The 15734-nt window shown below is 66.8% G+C and carries 11 protein-coding genes and 1 pseudogene; 1 reads left to right on the forward strand and 11 read right to left on the reverse strand.

What is annotated here, in order from left to right; genetic code table 11:
- Nucleotides 1–14: 14 nt before the first annotated feature.
- Nucleotides 15–605, reverse strand: a complete 591-nt coding sequence (locus tag N7573_RS01825; RefSeq protein ID WP_032128334.1) for a class I SAM-dependent methyltransferase — start codon at nt 603–605, stop codon at nt 15–17.
- A gap of 149 nt (nt 606–754) precedes the next feature.
- On the opposite strand from N7573_RS01825, the gene N7573_RS01830 reads away from it, so the two are divergent.
- Nucleotides 755–1210, forward strand: coding sequence for a CopD family protein (locus N7573_RS01830; protein ID WP_032128333.1), 456 nt, complete (start codon nt 755–757; stop codon nt 1208–1210).
- Between the two features lie 313 nt (nt 1211–1523).
- Here the strand turns inward: N7573_RS01830 and N7573_RS01835 are convergent, their stop codons facing one another.
- From N7573_RS01835 to rseP, 10 genes and pseudogenes are all read right to left on the reverse strand, one after another.
- Entirely contained in the window at nt 1524–2483 is a 960-nt protein-coding gene (locus N7573_RS01835; RefSeq protein ID WP_032128332.1) for an acetyl-CoA carboxylase carboxyltransferase subunit alpha, read from the reverse strand.
- A gap of 113 nt (nt 2484–2596) precedes the next feature.
- Nucleotides 2597–3466, reverse strand: a complete 870-nt coding sequence (locus N7573_RS01840) for a hypothetical protein (RefSeq protein ID WP_279913190.1) — start codon at nt 3464–3466, stop codon at nt 2597–2599.
- 64 nt (nt 3467–3530) lie between these two features.
- A complete protein-coding gene (dnaE, locus tag N7573_RS01845; protein ID WP_279943067.1) occupies nt 3531–7121 on the reverse strand; it encodes a DNA polymerase III subunit alpha in 3591 nt (1196 codons plus the stop codon).
- Nucleotides 7122–7339: 218 nt separating this feature from the next.
- Nucleotides 7340–8008 (reverse strand): ribonuclease HII, encoded by a 669-nt coding sequence (locus N7573_RS01850; RefSeq protein WP_279912326.1) that lies wholly within the window; start codon nt 8006–8008, stop codon nt 7340–7342.
- Nucleotides 8005–9168: pseudogene (gene lpxB, locus N7573_RS01855) on the reverse strand (lipid-A-disaccharide synthase); the annotation flags it as partial. The pseudogene lpxB and the gene N7573_RS01850, both read right to left, overlap by 4 nt.
- A gap of 92 nt (nt 9169–9260) precedes the next feature.
- The gene (gene lpxA / locus N7573_RS01860; protein ID WP_279912327.1) at nt 9261–10052 is read right to left on the reverse strand and encodes an acyl-ACP--UDP-N-acetylglucosamine O-acyltransferase; all 792 of its coding nucleotides are present in this window, start codon (nt 10050–10052) and stop codon (nt 9261–9263) included.
- A 16-nt stretch (nt 10053–10068) separates the two neighbouring features.
- Nucleotides 10069–10527, reverse strand: coding sequence for a 3-hydroxyacyl-ACP dehydratase FabZ (fabZ, locus tag N7573_RS01865; RefSeq protein ID WP_032128326.1), 459 nt, complete (start codon nt 10525–10527; stop codon nt 10069–10071).
- The gene (gene lpxD / locus N7573_RS01870) at nt 10524–11546 is read right to left on the reverse strand and encodes a UDP-3-O-(3-hydroxymyristoyl)glucosamine N-acyltransferase (protein WP_010486339.1); all 1023 of its coding nucleotides are present in this window, start codon (nt 11544–11546) and stop codon (nt 10524–10526) included. Before lpxD ends, fabZ begins: the two co-directional genes overlap by 4 nt.
- 382 nt (nt 11547–11928) lie before the next feature.
- The gene (gene bamA / locus N7573_RS01875) at nt 11929–14292 is read right to left on the reverse strand and encodes an outer membrane protein assembly factor BamA (protein WP_049421648.1); all 2364 of its coding nucleotides are present in this window, start codon (nt 14290–14292) and stop codon (nt 11929–11931) included.
- A gap of 74 nt (nt 14293–14366) precedes the next feature.
- On the reverse strand, nt 14367–15725 hold the full coding sequence (gene rseP, locus N7573_RS01880) for an RIP metalloprotease RseP (RefSeq protein ID WP_032127946.1): 1359 nt from the start codon (nt 15723–15725) through the stop codon (nt 14367–14369).
- Nucleotides 15726–15734: the final 9 nt, after the last annotated feature.

Below are 15734 nucleotides of genomic sequence, written 5' to 3' on the forward strand. Positions count from 1 at the left end.
TAATGAATCCGGATTCACATCCGTTCCAGCGCGGCCGCATCGCCTGCCAGGGCGGGACCGAGCCAGCAATGCGACCCTACCGGCTGCAGGCCATGCCGGGCCAGCGTCCGCCGGTACCAGCGCGCCGGGCGGGCCTGGAAACCCTCGTGGTCGCCCTCGAACGCGTCCTCGGCGGCGAAGGTCTCCAGGAAGGCCACGCCGCCGGTCAGCTCCGCCACGCCGGCCAGTCCGGCACGCAGCTCACGGTCGGGCACGTAGTGCATCACGTCCGAGCAGATCAGCAGGTCGACCGGGGCGCAGGGCCGCAGCCAGGCGAAATCACCGAAGCGGGCCAGGTGCAGGTTGCGGGTGCGGCCGTAGCGGCGCACAGCGTACTCGCTGCTGTCGAAGCCGAGGTATTCGACCTTCGGACGCAGCTTCAGCAGCGGTGCGCGCCAGGCGCCTTCGCCACATCCGATGTCCAGCACGCTGCGGATCGGCCGTTCCAGGTAGTACTCGGCGCTGGCCACGGCCAGGGCAACCTTGCGCGCCAGGCGGGCGCTGCCGCCGATGTCGGCACGGCGGTACCAGCGTTGGAAGTAGGCGGCGTCGTAGGTCTTGTCCATGGGGCGGTGCACGATCGGGGAAAACGGCGCTTATCGTACGGCGTTGCGGCGTGCCATGCGTCGATGTGTCGCGGCGCTGGGGCGTGAGGTGGCCCGGCCACGGCATGCGAGAATTGCCGCCAACCTACGCCAGCCGCCGGAGCGAGCGCATGCAGAGCTATTACTGGGTCAAGACCTTCCACATCGTGTTCGTGGTGGCGTGGATGGCCACGGTGTTCTACCTGCCGCGCATCCTGGTGAATCTGGCCGAGACCGCAGGCCAGCCGGCGGTGACCGAGCGCCTGCAGCTGATGGGCCTGCGCCTGTACCGTTTCGGCCACTCGATGTTCGGGTTGGCATTCCTGCTGGGCCTGGTGCTGTGGCTGGGCTACAAGGTCATTCCGGATTTCCCGACGATGGTTGCCTCGGGCGGCGCCGGTTGGCTGCATGCCAAGCTGGGGCTGGTGGTGCTGCTGCTGGTGTACTTCAGCTGGATCGGGCGCCTGCTCAAGGGCGTGGCCAAGGGCAGGGCGCTGCCGTCGTCGCGCGCGCTGCGCTGGATCAATGAGATCCCGCTGCTGGCCTTCATCCCGATCGTGTGGCTGGTGCTGGCCAAGCCGTTCTGAGATCCCGCTATCCGTAGAGCCATGCTTGGCTCTACGGGTTCGCGTGATTCTTCGCCAAAGCAGAGGCATCCACGCGTGGCGTGGATCTACTGGGTGCAGCTGTGGCTTTTGATGTTCAGGTCCGCCATGAGCGAGCCGAGCATCGCAGGTGAAACAGGGGCGAAGAGGCGCCGATGTTTGAGCGCAGCGAGTTCGGCGCCGTCCCCTGATTCACCGAGAAGCGCAGGGAACCGGTGCAAGGCACCGGCTCGCGTTCGGCGGCGTGTTCTTTGGTTACTTTCTTGCACGAGCAAGAAAGTAACAAGCCGATGAATCAGGCCGCTTCGTACGTGCCGTAGCTGCGCAGGCGGGCGTAGCGCTGTTCCAGCAGCTGCTCGGTGGACAGCTTGTCCAGCGCGTCCAGTTCGTTCAGCAGCACCGCCTTCAGGCGCTTGGCCATCTGCGTCGGGTTGCGGTGGGCGCCGCCGGTCGGCTCGCGCACGACCTTGTCGACCAAGCCCAGGCTCTTCAGGCGCGGGGCGGTCAGGCCCAGCTGTTCGGCGGCATCCTTGGCCTTGCCGGCATCCTTCCACAGGATCGAGGCGCAGCCTTCCGGGGTGATGGTCGAGTACACCGAGTACTCCAGCATCACGGTGCGGTCGCCCACGCCCAGCGCCAGCGCGCCGCCGGAGCCACCTTCACCGATCACGGTGCAGATGATCGGCACCTTCAGTTCGGCCATCTCGATCAGGTTGCGTGCGATCGCTTCGGACTGGCCACGCGATTCGGCATCGATGCCCGGCCAGGCGCCGGCGGTGTCGATCAGGGTCAGCACCGGCAGGCCGAAGCGCTCGGCCATCTTCATCAGGCGCAGGGCCTTGCGGTAGCCCTCCGGCTTGGGCATGCCGAAGTTGCGCTTGATCTTTTCCTTGGTGTCACGGCCCTTCTGGTGGCCGATCACCATCACCGCACGGCCGTTGATGCGTGCCAGGCCGCCCATGATCGCCTTGTCGTCGGCGAAGGCACGGTCGCCGGCCAGCTCCTGGAACTCATCGAACATGACGCGGAGGTAGTCTGCGGTGTACGGGCGCGACGGATGACGGGCCAGCTGCAGCACCTGCCACGAGGTCAGGTTGCGGAAGATCTGCGCGGTGCGCATGCGCAGCTTGTCCTGCAGCGCGTGCACTTCCGCCTCGACATTGACCGCCGGCCCGGCACTGGCGTTGCGCAGTTCCTGGATCTTGGCTTCCAGGTCGGCGATGGGTTGCTCGAAGTCGAGGTAGTTCGGATTCATCGGAAGCCGTCGTGTAAAGAAGAGGGGAATTCTAGCCGAATGCGTGCAAACCACCCGTACGCCTTCGTCTGGAAGGCGACGGTAGCGCAGCCGGGCAGGGGGCGCCAGTCAGCTCAGGGCACCACCAGGGCGCTGCGGCCCATCAGCTGGCTGCGCTGGGAAACGAAGTCGTTGTAGGCCTCGTTGGCCTCCCGGCCCAGCCCGCTGCCCAGGGTGGCGGTGGCCGAGGTGAAGGCCATCTGCGCGGCGAAGTCCTGCTTGCGCAGGGCCTTCTGTTCATCGGCGGTGGTGGCCTTCAGCCAGCGCGCATAGACCTCACGCAGCGGCGCGGCATGCGCCTCGAAGGCCGGCACCAGCGCCGGCAGGCTGGCCTGGGCCGATTCCAGGCTAAACGCCGGGGCCACGTAGCCGGCCGGCTGCTCGCGCTTGAACGCACCGGGCTCGCCCATGCCTTCTTCCACGTAAGCGATGAAGTCCGGCGCGGTGAACACCTTGGCCACGATCTGGCCACCGCTGGCGTCGACGTGGGCCACCACCTTTTCCTTCGGGAAGGGCTCGCGCACGCCGTAGGTCCAGGTCTTGTCGATGAACAGTTCGTGGCTCTTTTCGAACGGGCCTTCGAAGTCGACGCCGCCCAGCTCGATGCCGGCCTTGCCGGTGCCGAAGTTCTTCAGCTTGCTCTCGTCGGTGACATAGATCTCGCGGGCGATCACGTACTCGCTCAGGGTCGGGTTGATCAGCCCGCCACGACCGTCGACGTAGACGATGAAGCGCACATCACCGAGCTTGTCGGTATGCAGGCGATGCTCGCCGACGGCCAGCGAAATCGGGCGCGAGCCCTGTGCGGCCACCGGCAGGTCCTTGCCATCGATGCTCAGTGCCAGCGGCGTGTCGGTCGGGTTGTCGATCTGGAACTCGACCTTCGAGGGCGAACAGGCGGCCAGGGCCAGCGCGGCGGCGAACGGGAACAGCAGGGTCTTCATCGGCAATCGTCCTTGATACATGGAACGGGAAAGCAGGGGTATCAGCAAAACCAGGGAGCCAGCTTCAGCTGGCCCACGGCGGGCTGTAGCGCACCTTCAGGGTGCGCACGGCGGGGTCGGCGCGCAGCGCCTCCATCAGCTTGGAATCGATGCGTACCGCGCTCTGCCCGGACACATCGAGCATGCCGGCGACACCGCCCTGCGGACCCTTCAGCAGCAGGTCCAGGCGCAGCGGCGTGCGGCCGGGGCGATGGCGGTCGAGCAGGGCGTCGATGCGCTCCCAGACCGGGCGCTGCTGGCGCAGGTCCAGGCGCAGCGACAGCCGCGTGGCGTAGTTGGCGCAGACTTCGTCGAAGTCCCAGCACTGGCGGATGCGCAGCGCGAAGCCGCCGTTGAACTCGTCCTCGCGCAGGCCACCTTTGACCACCAGGATGCGGTCCTTGGTCATCAGGTGGCCGAACTCGGCCATCGCGTCGGAGAACGCGCTGCACTCGACGCGGCCACGGCCGTCCTCGAGCTGGATGAAGATCTGGCTCTCACCCTTGCGGCGCACGCCGACCACCTGGCCGGCCAGCACGGTCTGTACTTCCGGGCGCCAGCGCTTCTCGCCGCCGCCGCCGCCACCACTGTTGGCGCTCCAGATCTTCTCCACCGAGCCCAGGTCGTTGCCGACCAGGTCGCGCACGTCGTCGCGCCAGGGATCGAACGGGTGGCCGCTGAGGTAGAAGCCCAGCGTGTCGCGCTCGCCATTGAGGCGCTGCAGCAGCGGCCATTCCTCGGCTTCGGGCAGGTCCAGCTGGATCGTGGTCGCGCTCGGGTCGGGGCCGCCGAACAGCGAGTTCTGGCCCGACGCACGTTCGCGCGCCATCTGGTCGGTGGCCTTGATCACCTCCGGCAGCTGCAGCATCAGCGAGGCACGGTTATGGCCGAGTTCGTCCAGTGCGCCGCAGTTGATCATCGCTTCCAGCGTGCGCCGGTTGAGCTTGGCCGAACCGACGCGGGTACAGAAGTCGAGCAGGTCCTTGTACTCGCCGCCCTTCAGGCGTTCGTCGACCACCGCTTCGCAGGCACCCTGGCCGACGCCCTTGATCGCGCCAAGCCCGTACTGGATGGTGTCCGGGGTCACGGCTTCGAACATGAAGGCGGAGTGGTTCACCTTCGGCGGCAGCACGGTCAGGCCGAGGTTGCGCACCTCGTCGAGGAAGCCGACCACCTTCTCGGTGTTGTCCAGGTCCGAGGACAGCGTGGCCGCCATGAACTCGGCCGGGTAATGGCGCTTCAGCCATGCGGTCTGGTAGCTGACCAGCGCGTAGGCAGCGGCGTGCGACTTGTTGAAGCCGTAGCCGGCGAACTTCTCCATCAGGTCGAAGATCGCGTCGGCCTTGGCCTCGTCCACGCCGTCCTTGGCCGCGCCTTCGCGGAAGATCTCGCGGTGCTTGGCCATTTCGGCCGGCACCTTCTTGCCCATCGCGCGGCGCAGCAGGTCGGCGCCGCCCAGCGAGTAGCCGCCGACGATCTGCGCCATCTGCATCACCTGCTCCTGGTACACCATGATGCCGTAGGTGTCCTTCAGGATCGCTTCGGTGCGCGGATCGGGATAGATGATTTCTTCCTGGCCGTGCTTACGCGCGTTGAAGGACGGAATCAGGTCCATCGGGCCGGGGCGGTACAGCGACACCAGCGCGATCAGGTCTTCGAAACGGTCGGGGCGCGCGTCCTTCAGCAGGCGGCGCATGCCCGAGGATTCGAACTGGAACACCGCGCCGGTGTTGCCGTTGGCGAAGATGTCCTTGTAGGTGGGCGTGTCGTCCAGCGGGATCGCGGCGATGTCCACCGGCGGGATGCCGGCGCGCTCATGGCGCTTGTTGATCGCCTTCACCGCCCAGTCGATGATGGTCAGCGTGCGCAGGCCCAGGAAGTCGAACTTCACCAGGCCGACTTCTTCCACGTCGTTCTTGTCGAACTGGGTGACCGGGTTCTTGCCGAGGCCGTTCTCGTCGTGTTCGGCGTACAGCGGGCAGAACTCGCTCAGCGGCTCGGGCCCGATCACCACGCCACCGGCATGCTTGCCGGCGTTGCGGGTCAGGTCTTCCAGCTGCAGCGCCAGATCGATCAGGTCGCGGACATCGTCCTCGGTCTCGTAGCGCTGGATCAGTTCGGCCGACGCCATTTCCGAGCTCGGGCCTTCCTTGCCCTTGCCCAGCGCATCCTTCAGGTGGATGCCGAGGATGTTCGGGATCAGCTTGGAGACGCCGTCGACCAGGCCGTACGGGAAACCGAGCACGCGGCCGGAGTCGCGCACCACCGCCTTGGCGGCCATGGTGCCGTAGGTGATGATCTGGCTGACGCGCTCGCGCCCGTACTTGCGCGCGACGTAGTCGATCACCTCGTCGCGGCGGTCCATGCAGAAGTCGATGTCGAAGTCGGGCATCGACACGCGTTCCGGATTGAGGAAGCGCTCGAACAGCAGGTTGTACGGCAGCGGGTCCAGATCGGTGATCTTCAGCGCCCAGGCCACCAGCGAACCGGCACCCGAACCGCGGCCGGGGCCGATCGGAATGCCCTGGTTCTTGCCCCACTGGATGAAGTCGGCCACGATCAGGAAGTAGCCCGGGAAGCCCATCTTGATGATGGTGTTGAGCTCGAACTCCAGGCGCTCGAAATACTCTTCGCGGGTCTTGCCCGGCGCCAGTGGATTCTTCTCCAGGCGCTCTTCCAGGCCATCGCGCGACATCTTCTGGATCCAGGTGTCCAGGGTCTCGTCGTCCGGCACCGGGTAGTTGGGCAGGAAGTAGGTGCCCAGCCGCATCTCGATGTTGCAGCGCTCGGCCAGCGCCAGCGTGTTGTCGATCGCATCGGGGATGTCGGCGAACAGCGCGCACATCTCCTCGGCAGACTTCAGGTACTGCTGGTCGCTGTATTCGCGCGGGCGCTTGGGGTCGTCCAGCACGCGGCCGGTGGAAATGCACACGCGCGCTTCGTGCGCGCTGAAATCCGTCGGCGACAGGAAGCGTACGTCGTTGCTGGCCACCACCGGCAGGCCACGCTGGCCGGCCGCCATCAGCGCGAACTGGTTGAAGGTTTCCTCGCCCTCGCGGCCGGTGCGGGTCAGCTCCAGGTGCAGGCCATCGCCGAACACGCGCTGCCAGTCGGCCAGCTGCTGCTCGGCCAGTTCATGCTTGCCGTCCAACGCCAGGCGCCCGGCCAGGCTCTGCCGGCCGGCCAGCGCGAACAGGTTGGCATTGCCTGCCTTCAACCAGTCCGGGTGCACGGCCACGCCGCCTTCCGGACGATGACCTTCCATCCAGGCGCGGGTCAGCAGCCGCGACAGGCTCAGGTAGCCCTCACGGTCGCGGCACAGCAGGGTCATCCGCCACGGGTCCTGGCCTTCCTCGGCGATCAGCACGTCGGCGCCGGCGATCGGCTTGATGCCCACGCCTTCGGCGGCCTTGTAGAACTTGACCAGCGCGAACAGGTTGTTGAGGTCGGTCACCGCCAGCGCGGGCAGGCCGAGCTCGACCGAGCGCGACAGCAGGTTGGCCTGCTTGGCCTTCTTCGGGTCCGCCTGGTCGGGCTTGGCCGGCACGCGGATGGTCGAGTCCGCCAGCGAGAACTCGGTGTGGACGTGGAGATGTACGAAGCGGGAGTTGGACATGCCGGACCAGGTTGGAGCGCGCGGGCCCCGGGTGCTGACGGAAGATCGTCGCCGGGGTCGGGATGCGCTGGAGTGCCCGGTCAGGGTAGCGAGGGCAGGGGGAAGCGACAAGGACTTGACGGTGCGCCGATTGCGCGAATGTCGCCGGGCATGGCCCGGCGCCAGCGGAGGCGTTCACATTGCCGTGAAAGCGCCGGACGATACCCGGCAGCCGTTGTTCAAGCGATGGCTGTGATCGCGGGGGCTGGCGCTGTTTCCAGGCACTCGCGCACCGGGGCGAAGCTGCGCCGGTGCTCCACGCAGGGGCCGTGCTCGCGCAGGGCGGCCAGGTGGGCCGGGGTGCCGTAGCCCTTGTGCTGCTCGAAGCCGTACTGCGGATGGCGGGCATGCACCTCCTGCATGTAGCGGTCGCGCGAGACCTTGGCCAGGATCGAGGCGGCCATGATCGCGCGGTCGATGCCATCGCCGCCGACCAGCGCCTGCGCCGGCAGTACCAGACCCTTGGGCACCACGTTGCCATCGATGCGCGCGAAGCCGGCCACGTGGGCGACCGCTGCGACCACGTCGCGCATGCCCTGCAGGGTGGCCTGGTAGATGTTCAGACGGTCGATGGTGTCCACGTCCACCAGCACCACATGCCAGGCCAGGGCGCGCTCGATGATGCGGTCATGCAGCTGCTCGCGGCGCGCCGCGGTCAGCTGCTTGGAATCGTCCAGGCCGTTGATGCGCGGCCGTGCAGGGTCGAACACCACGGCCGCCACCGCGACCGGCCCGGCCAGCGGGCCACGACCGGCTTCGTCGACGCCGGCGACCAGGCGCTCCGGCTCGACCACCGCCGCGCCATCGAACAGGGTCAGGCTGACCGCTGCGGCATGGCGGCGGCTCATGCCTGGGCCTGGTCGCGCATCAGCAGCTCGCCGACGGCGTCGGCGGCACGTGCCGACGCATTGCGGCGCAGGCGCTCATGCAGGCGGGCATAGGTGTCCTGCAGGTCGGTCACCCGCTGCGGGTGGTCGAACCATTGCTGGATGGCCGCAGCCAGCTTGTCCGGCGTGCAGTCATGCTGCATCAGCTCCGGTGCCAGGTCCTGGCCGGCCAGGATGTTGGGCAGGGCGAAGCGGTCGACCTTGATCAGGCCGAATGCCTTGACCAGACGGTAGGTCAGCTCGTTGACACGGTAGCCGACCACCATCGGCCGCTTCACCAGCATCGCCTCCAGGGTCGCGGTACCGGACGCCAGCACCACCACGTCGGCCGCGATCATGGCGTTGCGCGCCTGGCCGTCGAGCACATGCGAGTACGCGACCGGCAGCGCCGAGCGCGACAGCTGCTCTTCGATCAGCCGCTTGCATGCGGCGTTGGCGGCAGGCACCACCACGTGCAGGCCGGGGATGCGCTCGGAGACCTGCCAGGCGGCTTCGAAGAAGGGTTCACCGAGGCGCGAGATTTCGCCCAGGCGGCTGCCTGGCAACACCGCCAGCACCTTGGCCGACGTCGGCAGGCCAAGCGCGGCGCGCGCTTCCTCGCGGTTGCCCTGCAGGGGGATGTCATCGGCCATCGGATGGCCAACGAAACGCGCGTCGATGCCGTGCTTGGCATAGATGGGCGGTTCCATCGGGAACAGGCACAGCACCAGGTCGGCGCTGCTGCCGATCTTCTCGGCGCGCTTCTCGCGCCAGGCCCAGACCGAGGGGCTCACGTAATGCACGGTGCGCACGCCGCGCTGCTTCAGCCAGCGTTCGATGCCCAGGTTGAAGTCGGGCGCGTCGATGCCGATGAACACGTCCGGCTGCCATTCCAGCGCACGCTGGCGGAACGCGGAACGCAGCTTGAGCAGGCGTGGCAGGTGGCGCAGTACTTCGGTCAGGCCCATCACCGCCAGCTCGCTGGCATCGTGCCAGGTCAGGCAGCCGGCGCTGCGCATGGCATCGCCACCGATGCCGGCGAATTCGGCATTTGGAAAGCGTGCCTTCAGTTCGCGCACCAGGCCCGCACCCAGCAGATCACCAGAGGCCTCACCGGCCACCAGTGCGATCCGCAACGGGCGCTCGCTGAGCACCCGCTGCGCGGGGACGCTGCCGGCCATCGAGGCCAGCGGAATCACGGCGGCGCCGGCCGGCGCCTGGCCGGTCGTGCTGCTCATCGCAGCAAGGGCCTCTCGGCGTGCTCGATGAAGTCCAGCATGGCCTTCACGTCATCGCTGTCGCGCGCCTGTTCGGTCAGCTGCACCTTGGCTTCGGCCAGTGGCAGGCCCGCCACGTACAGCGTGCGGTAGGCACGCTTGATGGCAGAAATGCGCTCGGCGTCGAAGCCGCGGCGCTTCAGCCCTTCGCTGTTGATGCCGCGCGGGCGGCCCAACGAATCGGTGCCGACCATGGTGAACGGCGGAACATCGCCATTGGTCAGCGCGCCCATGCCGAGGAAGGCATGCGCGCCGATCCGGCAGAACTGGTGGGCCCCGGCGAAGCCGCTGATGATCACGTAGTCACCCACGGTCACGTGGCCGGCCAGGGTGGTGTTGTTGGAGAACACGCAGAAGTTGCCGACATGGCAGTCATGCGCCACGTGCGTGTAGGCCAGCATCCAGTTGTCGTCGCCGATGGTGGTGATGCCGCCGCCGCCGCCGGTGCCACGGTTCAGCGTGACGAACTCGCGGAACACATTGCGGTCGCCGATCGCCAGCTCGGTGCGCTCCCCTGCATACTTCTTGTCCTGCGGTTCGCCACCGACGGCTGCGTGGCCGATGAAGCGGTTGTCGCGGCCGATCTTCGTCGGGCCGTGGATGCTGCAGTGGGGGCCGATCACCGTGCCGGCACCGATTTCCACATCGGCACCGATCAGGGTGAACGCGCCCACCTGGACGTCATCGGCCAGGCGCGCGGCCGGATCGATGACGGCGGTCGGGTGGATCCGCGGTGCGTTGTCAGTCATTCCTGCCTCCAGTGGATCAGCCCTTGGCGCCGGCGCACATGACTTCGGCCGAGGCAACGACTTCACCGTTGACCTTGGCTTCGCCGTAGTACCAGCCCATGTTGCGGATCAGGCGCTTCATCTGCACATCCAGCATCAGCACGTCGCCGGGAACGACCTGCTTGTTGAAGCGGGCGTTTTCCACCTTGACCATGTAGAACAGCTTGGACTGCGAGTCACGGCCGAGCGTGAGCTGGGTCATCACGCCACCGGCCTGCGCCAGCGCTTCGATGATCAGTACGCCGGGCATGATCGGGCGGCCCGGGAAGTGGCCCTGGAAGAACGGCTCGTTGATGCTGACGTTCTTCTGCGCAAGGATGCGCTTGGCGTCGATGTCGAGCTCAAGCACCCGGTCCACCAGCAGGAACGGGTAGCGGTGCGGGAGCAGTTCCTGGATCTGGCAGACGTCGATCGGAAGCTGCAGCGTGTCGTTCATTCTTTCTCCTTGCCAGCAGCCAGGACGCGGCGAGCCAATGCGTCCAGCTGCTTGAAGCGCGCGGCGTTCTTGCGCCACGTGCGGTTGTCGGTCAACGGGGTGCCGGACGAGTACTCGCCCGGCTCATGGATGGAATTGCGGACCACCGACTTGCCGGTGATCACGACCTTGTCGCAGATCTCGAGGTGGCCGACCACGCCAACGTGGCCGCCGAGCAGGCAGTAGCGGCCGATCTTGGCGCTGCCGGCGATGCCGGTGCAGCCGGCGATGGCCGAGTGCGCACCGATCTGCACGTTGTGCGCGATCTGCACCAGGTTGTCCAGGCGCACGTCTTCGTCCAGCACGGTGTCTTCCAGCGCACCGCGGTCGACGCAGGTGTTGGCGCCGATCTCGCAGTCATCGCCGATGCGCACGCCGCCGAGCTGCGGCACCTTGATCCATTTGCCGGCGTCCATGGCCAGGCCGAAGCCATCGGCGCCGAGCACGGCACCGGGATGCACACGAACCCGCTTGCCGAGCTTGACCCGGGTGACCAGGGTGACCCGCGCGATCAGTTCGCAGCCGTTGTCCAGGCTGCAGTCTTCGCCGATCACGCTGCCGGTGCCGATGATGCAGTTTTCGCCGACCACGCTGCGTGCGCCGACGGAGACGAACGGGCCGATATGCGCGCTGGCGGCGACCTGCGCGCTGGGATCGATGACGGCGCTGGGGTGGATGCCCGGCGGGCGCGTCGGCGCGATGTCGAACAGCGCGGCGATCTTGGCGAAGGTGGTGTACGGGTCCTTGGCCACAAGCGCGGCGCCGGGGGCGGCCTCGGCGTCGTCGGCACGCAGGACTACCAGCGAGGCCTGGCTGTCGGCCAGCTGGGCGCGGTAGCGCGGGTTGGCGAGGAAGGTCAGCTGGCCAGGACCGGCATGGGCGAGGGTGGCCACGCCATGGATGGCGGTGGCGGGGTCGCCGTGGACCTGCAGGCCGAACTGCTCGGCGAGTTGCTGGGCGGTGTAGGTGGGAGTATTCACGGCGGGAGTTTAACGTGTGACGGCATTGCGGTCATGCGGGGGCAGGGCTTGGCGCCTGCCTGGTACGGGCGGGAGGCGGCGGGTGGCCCTGGCCAGGACACGCAAAAGCCCCTCCATGGTGCTCGATGGCGCCATCCATGGCGCCAACGGTCCTGTCCAGGGCCACCCGCCGCCTCTGGACAATTTCCCGCGAGCGCGGCCAAAAGCCCATGCCGTGGAGTGTCATCTGAAAAACGAAAACGCCGGGCAATGCCCGGCGCTTCGCATCCCGTCTGGTGGAGAGCCCCCCTTTGTTAAGGGGGGGCGCGCCAGCGGCGCGGGGGATAGGTGAAATGCGCGGGCAATTCACCGGAGGTGGATCAGTTCTGAGGAACGACGTTCCTCAGAACTGGCCACCGAACGTGAATTGCAGCCGCTCGATCTTGTCGCCGTCTTCCTTCTTCAGCGGGAAGGCGTAGCTGATCGAGATCGGGCCGACCGGGGCGCGCCACAGCAGGGCCACACCGGTGGACACGCGCAGTTCGTTGGCCTTGAAGTTGTCCACGCCGGTGTAGACGTTGCCGAAGTCGACGAAGGCCGACACGCGTGCCGACGGGCTGTCGAACAGGCGCGGGAAGTAGGCTTCGACCGAACCGACGGTCTTCAGCGAACCACCCAGCGGCTGGCCTTCCGGATAACCGCGGGTCACTTCGCGCGGGCCGAGGGTGTTGTCCTCGAAGCCGCGCACCGAGTTGGTGCCACCGGCGTAGAAGTTCTCGTAGAACGGCAGGCCCTTGGCTGTGACCGAACGCAGGTTGCCGGCCTCGTCAGGCACCATCGCGGTCTTGTCGCTGCCATAGCTGTCGCCGTAACCCACTTCGGCGCGGGTGTTGATGACCAGCGACGGCATGATCGGCCAGTACTTGCTGATCTGGTAGTTCAGCTTGTAGTACTCGATGGTCGAGCCCGGCAGCGTCGTTTCCAGGCCAACGCGCTGGTAGGTACCACGGGTCGGCATGAAGTAGTCGTTGCGCGAGTCGCGTGCCCAGCCCAGCTCCGTGCGCCATGCATGGAAGGTCTTGCTGCCCAGTACGTTGATGTAGTCGATGATCGACTGCGGCGTCGAGCCTGGGTAGGTGGTGATCTGGTTGCTGTCGATGCCGAACATCAGCGAGACGGTATCGGTCTCGGTGATCGGCACGCCGAACACCACCTGCGCCGAACCATTGGTGCTGTTGTACTGCGCGGTGTTGAAGTCGGAGTAGTCCAGTTCGCGCCAGGACAGGTTGTAGCCCAGCGACACGCCGTCATCGGTGAAGTACGGGTTGGTGTAGCTGAAGCCGTAGCGCTGCAGGTAGCTGCTGCGCGAGGCTTCGACCGACACGCGGTTGCCGCCGCCGAGGAAGTTGTTCTGCGACAGCTGCACCGAGGTGGTCATGCCGTAGGACTGCGAGTAGCCCAGGCCGAACACGAAGCTGCCGGACGTGGTTTCCTTGACGTTGTAGACGACGTCGACCTGGTCGTTGCTGCCACTCACGGCCGGGGTTTCAACGTCCACCGACTCGAAGTAGCCCAGGCGCTGCAGGCGGATCTTGGAGCGGTCGATCGCGGCCTGCGAGTACCAGCTGTTCTCGAACTGGCGCATTTCGCGACGCATCACTTCGTCGGACGTACGCGTGTTGCCACGGAACAGGATGCGACGCACCGACACGCGCGGGCCGGGCACGACCTGCATGTTGATCGCCACGGTCTGCTCGGGGCGGTTGGTGGTCGGGATCGGGTTCACCTTGGCGAACGCGTAGCCGATGTTGGACAGCGAGTTGGTGATGGTGTCCGAGCTGAATTCCAGCAGCGCACGCGAGAACGTGTCGCCGGACTTCTGGATCACCATGCGCTCGACGTCCTCCTGCGGAAGGATCGTGTCGCCGCTGACCTTGATCTCGGAGATCTTGTACTGCGCACCTTCGGTCACGCCGGCGGTGAGGAACATGTCGCGCTTGTCGGGGCTGATCGACACCTGGGTCGAATCAATGCTGAAGTCGACATAGCCGCGGTCGAGGTACCAGGAATTGAGCTTTTCCAGGTCGCCGGACAGCTTTTCCTTGGAGTACTGGTCGTCACGGCGGTACCACGATGCCCAGTTGTGCTCCTTGGACTCCCAGGTCTCCAGGATGTCCTTGCTCTCGAACTTCTCGGTGCCGACCAGGTTGACGTGACGGATCTTGGCCGCCTTGCCTTCCTTGATGGCGATCGCGATGTCCACGCGGTTGCGGTCCAGCGGGCTCACCGTCGGGGTGATCTCGACGTTGTACTTGCCGCGGTCGTTGTACTGGCGGCGCAGTTCCTGGGTCACGCGGTCCAGGCTCAGGCGATCGAAGGTGCCGCCCTCGGTCAGGCCGATGTCGGACAGGCCCTTGAGCAGCTGCTCGGACTTGATGTCCTTGTTGCCGGTCACGGTCAGCTTGTTGATCGCCGGGCGTTCCTTGACGGTCACCACCAGGATGCTGCCCTGGCGGTCCAGCTGCACGTCTTCGAAGAAGCCGGTCTTGTACAGGGCGCGGATGGTCTCGCCGACCTTGTTGTCGGTGACCGTCTCGCCACGCTCCACCGGCAGGTAGGTGAATACCGTGCCCGAGCTGATGCGCTGCAGGCCATCCACGCGGATGTCGCTGACAGTGAAGGGCTCGGCTGCCTGGGCCAGGGCGGGAGCGCCGGTGACGGCGGCGAGGGCGAGGGCCAGCAGGCGGCGATTGGGGAGTCGCGTCATGTCACGTCCGGTAGGAAGGTCGATTTCATTGGTGCGGGATGCCGACGCTGTAGACGGCAACAACGTGGAAAAGTTCATCGCGGGACCAGGCCGAGGATGTCGTTGTAGAACGCCAACCCCATCAGCCCGGCCAGCAACGCCAGGCCGATGTACTGGCCGGCGGCGATGGCACGCTCGCTCAGCGGGCTGCCCTTGACCAACTCGATAAGGTAATACAGCAGGTGGCCGCCGTCCAAGATCGGGATCGGCAACAGGTTGATGATGCACAGGCTGAGTGACAGCAGGGCAAGGAACTGCAGGAACCAGTCCAGGCCGCGTTTGGCCGAGATGTTGGCTACCCGGGCGATGGTGACGGGTCCGGAAACGTTCTGCAGCGAGGCTTTGCCGGTGACGATGCGGCCCATCATGCCCAGCGAATCGGCCGCCAGGCGGCCGGTTTCGCGCACGGCCACGGTGACCGCGTCGAGCGGGCCATAGCGCAGCAGGGTGTCGTAGGGAGGGCTGAACGAGGTCGGGAACTGCACGCCGATCTGCCAGATCGGCTCGCCCTTTGAATCCTTGCCCTGGCGCGGGGTGACTTCCAGCGCCAGGCGCTCGCCGCCCCGCAGGACCTCGATCATGCCCGGGCCGCCGGCGCGACCCAGCGTCTGGATCTCGCCGATGACCTGGTCGGCGCCGTCGATGCGCTGGCCGTCGATCGCTACGATCAGATCGCCCGGCTGCAGCTGTCCGGCCACCACGGAGTCCGCGGTGAGCGACTCGACCAGCGCCGGTTGCAGCCACGACTGCCAGTACAGGCCAGCCAGGATCGGCACGCGCCGTTCATCGAAGCCGGGGGGCAGCTGCGACAGCGGCAGGCTGCGCACGCGCACCTGGTCGGCCGGGTCCAGCACTTCCAGCTTCACGTCGCGGCGGTCCATCGCGGCGGCGGTCAGCGCCATGCTGGCCTCGCCGAGGGTGACCACCGGGCGCTCGTCCACGCGCAGCACGCGGTCGCCGCTGGTCAGGCCGGCGCTGGCGGCGATGCCGCTGACACGGCCGATGGTCGGCGAATAATCCTGCTTGCCGATCACGAACATCGCCCACAGCAGCAGGATGCACAGCAGCAGGTTGGCGATCGGTCCGGCGGCGACGATGGCGATGCGCTGCCAGACGGTCTTGTGGTTGAAGGCCTGGCCGCGCTCGTGCGGGTGCACTTCGACCTCGCGCTCGTCCAGGAACTTCACATAACCGCCCAGCGGGATGGCGGCGATGGCGAACTCGGTGCCGTGCCTGTCCCGGCGCGACCACAGCGGCCGGCCGAAGCCGACCGAGAAGCGCAGGATCTTGACCCCGCACAGGCGCCCGACCCAGTAATGCCCGAACTCGTGGAACGTGACCAGCAGCCCGAGGCTGACAATCATCCACCAGACCGATCCGATGAAGTCAGTCATGCAGGCTCA

Origin of the sequence: Stenotrophomonas sp. GD04054, from assembly GCF_029836955.1 — a bacterium.
GTDB lineage: Bacteria > Pseudomonadota > Gammaproteobacteria > Xanthomonadales > Xanthomonadaceae > Stenotrophomonas > Stenotrophomonas maltophilia_A.

What these genes read in the sequence shown, in the direction of transcription:
- N7573_RS01825 (WP_032128334.1), bottom strand. Translation starts at nt 605, where the DNA reads ATGGACAAGACCTACGACGCCGCCTACTTCCAACGCTGGTACCGCCGT.
- N7573_RS01830 (WP_032128333.1), top strand. Translation starts at nt 755, where the DNA reads ATGCAGAGCTATTACTGGGTCAAGACCTTCCACATCGTGTTCGTGGTG.
- N7573_RS01835 (WP_032128332.1), bottom strand. Translation starts at nt 2,483, where the DNA reads ATGAATCCGAACTACCTCGACTTCGAGCAACCCATCGCCGACCTGGAA.
- N7573_RS01840 (WP_279913190.1), bottom strand. Translation starts at nt 3,466, where the DNA reads ATGAAGACCCTGCTGTTCCCGTTCGCCGCCGCGCTGGCCCTGGCCGCC.
- dnaE (WP_279943067.1), bottom strand. Translation starts at nt 7,121, where the DNA reads ATGTCCAACTCCCGCTTCGTACATCTCCACGTCCACACCGAGTTCTCG.
- N7573_RS01850 (WP_279912326.1), bottom strand. Translation starts at nt 8,008, where the DNA reads ATGAGCCGCCGCCATGCCGCAGCGGTCAGCCTGACCCTGTTCGATGGC.
- lpxA (WP_279912327.1), bottom strand. Translation starts at nt 10,052, where the DNA reads ATGACTGACAACGCACCGCGGATCCACCCGACCGCCGTCATCGATCCG.
- fabZ (WP_032128326.1), bottom strand. Translation starts at nt 10,527, where the DNA reads ATGAACGACACGCTGCAGCTTCCGATCGACGTCTGCCAGATCCAGGAA.
- bamA (WP_049421648.1), bottom strand. Translation starts at nt 14,292, where the DNA reads ATGACGCGACTCCCCAATCGCCGCCTGCTGGCCCTCGCCCTCGCCGCC.
- rseP (WP_032127946.1), bottom strand. Translation starts at nt 15,725, where the DNA reads ATGACTGACTTCATCGGATCGGTCTGGTGGATGATTGTCAGCCTCGGG.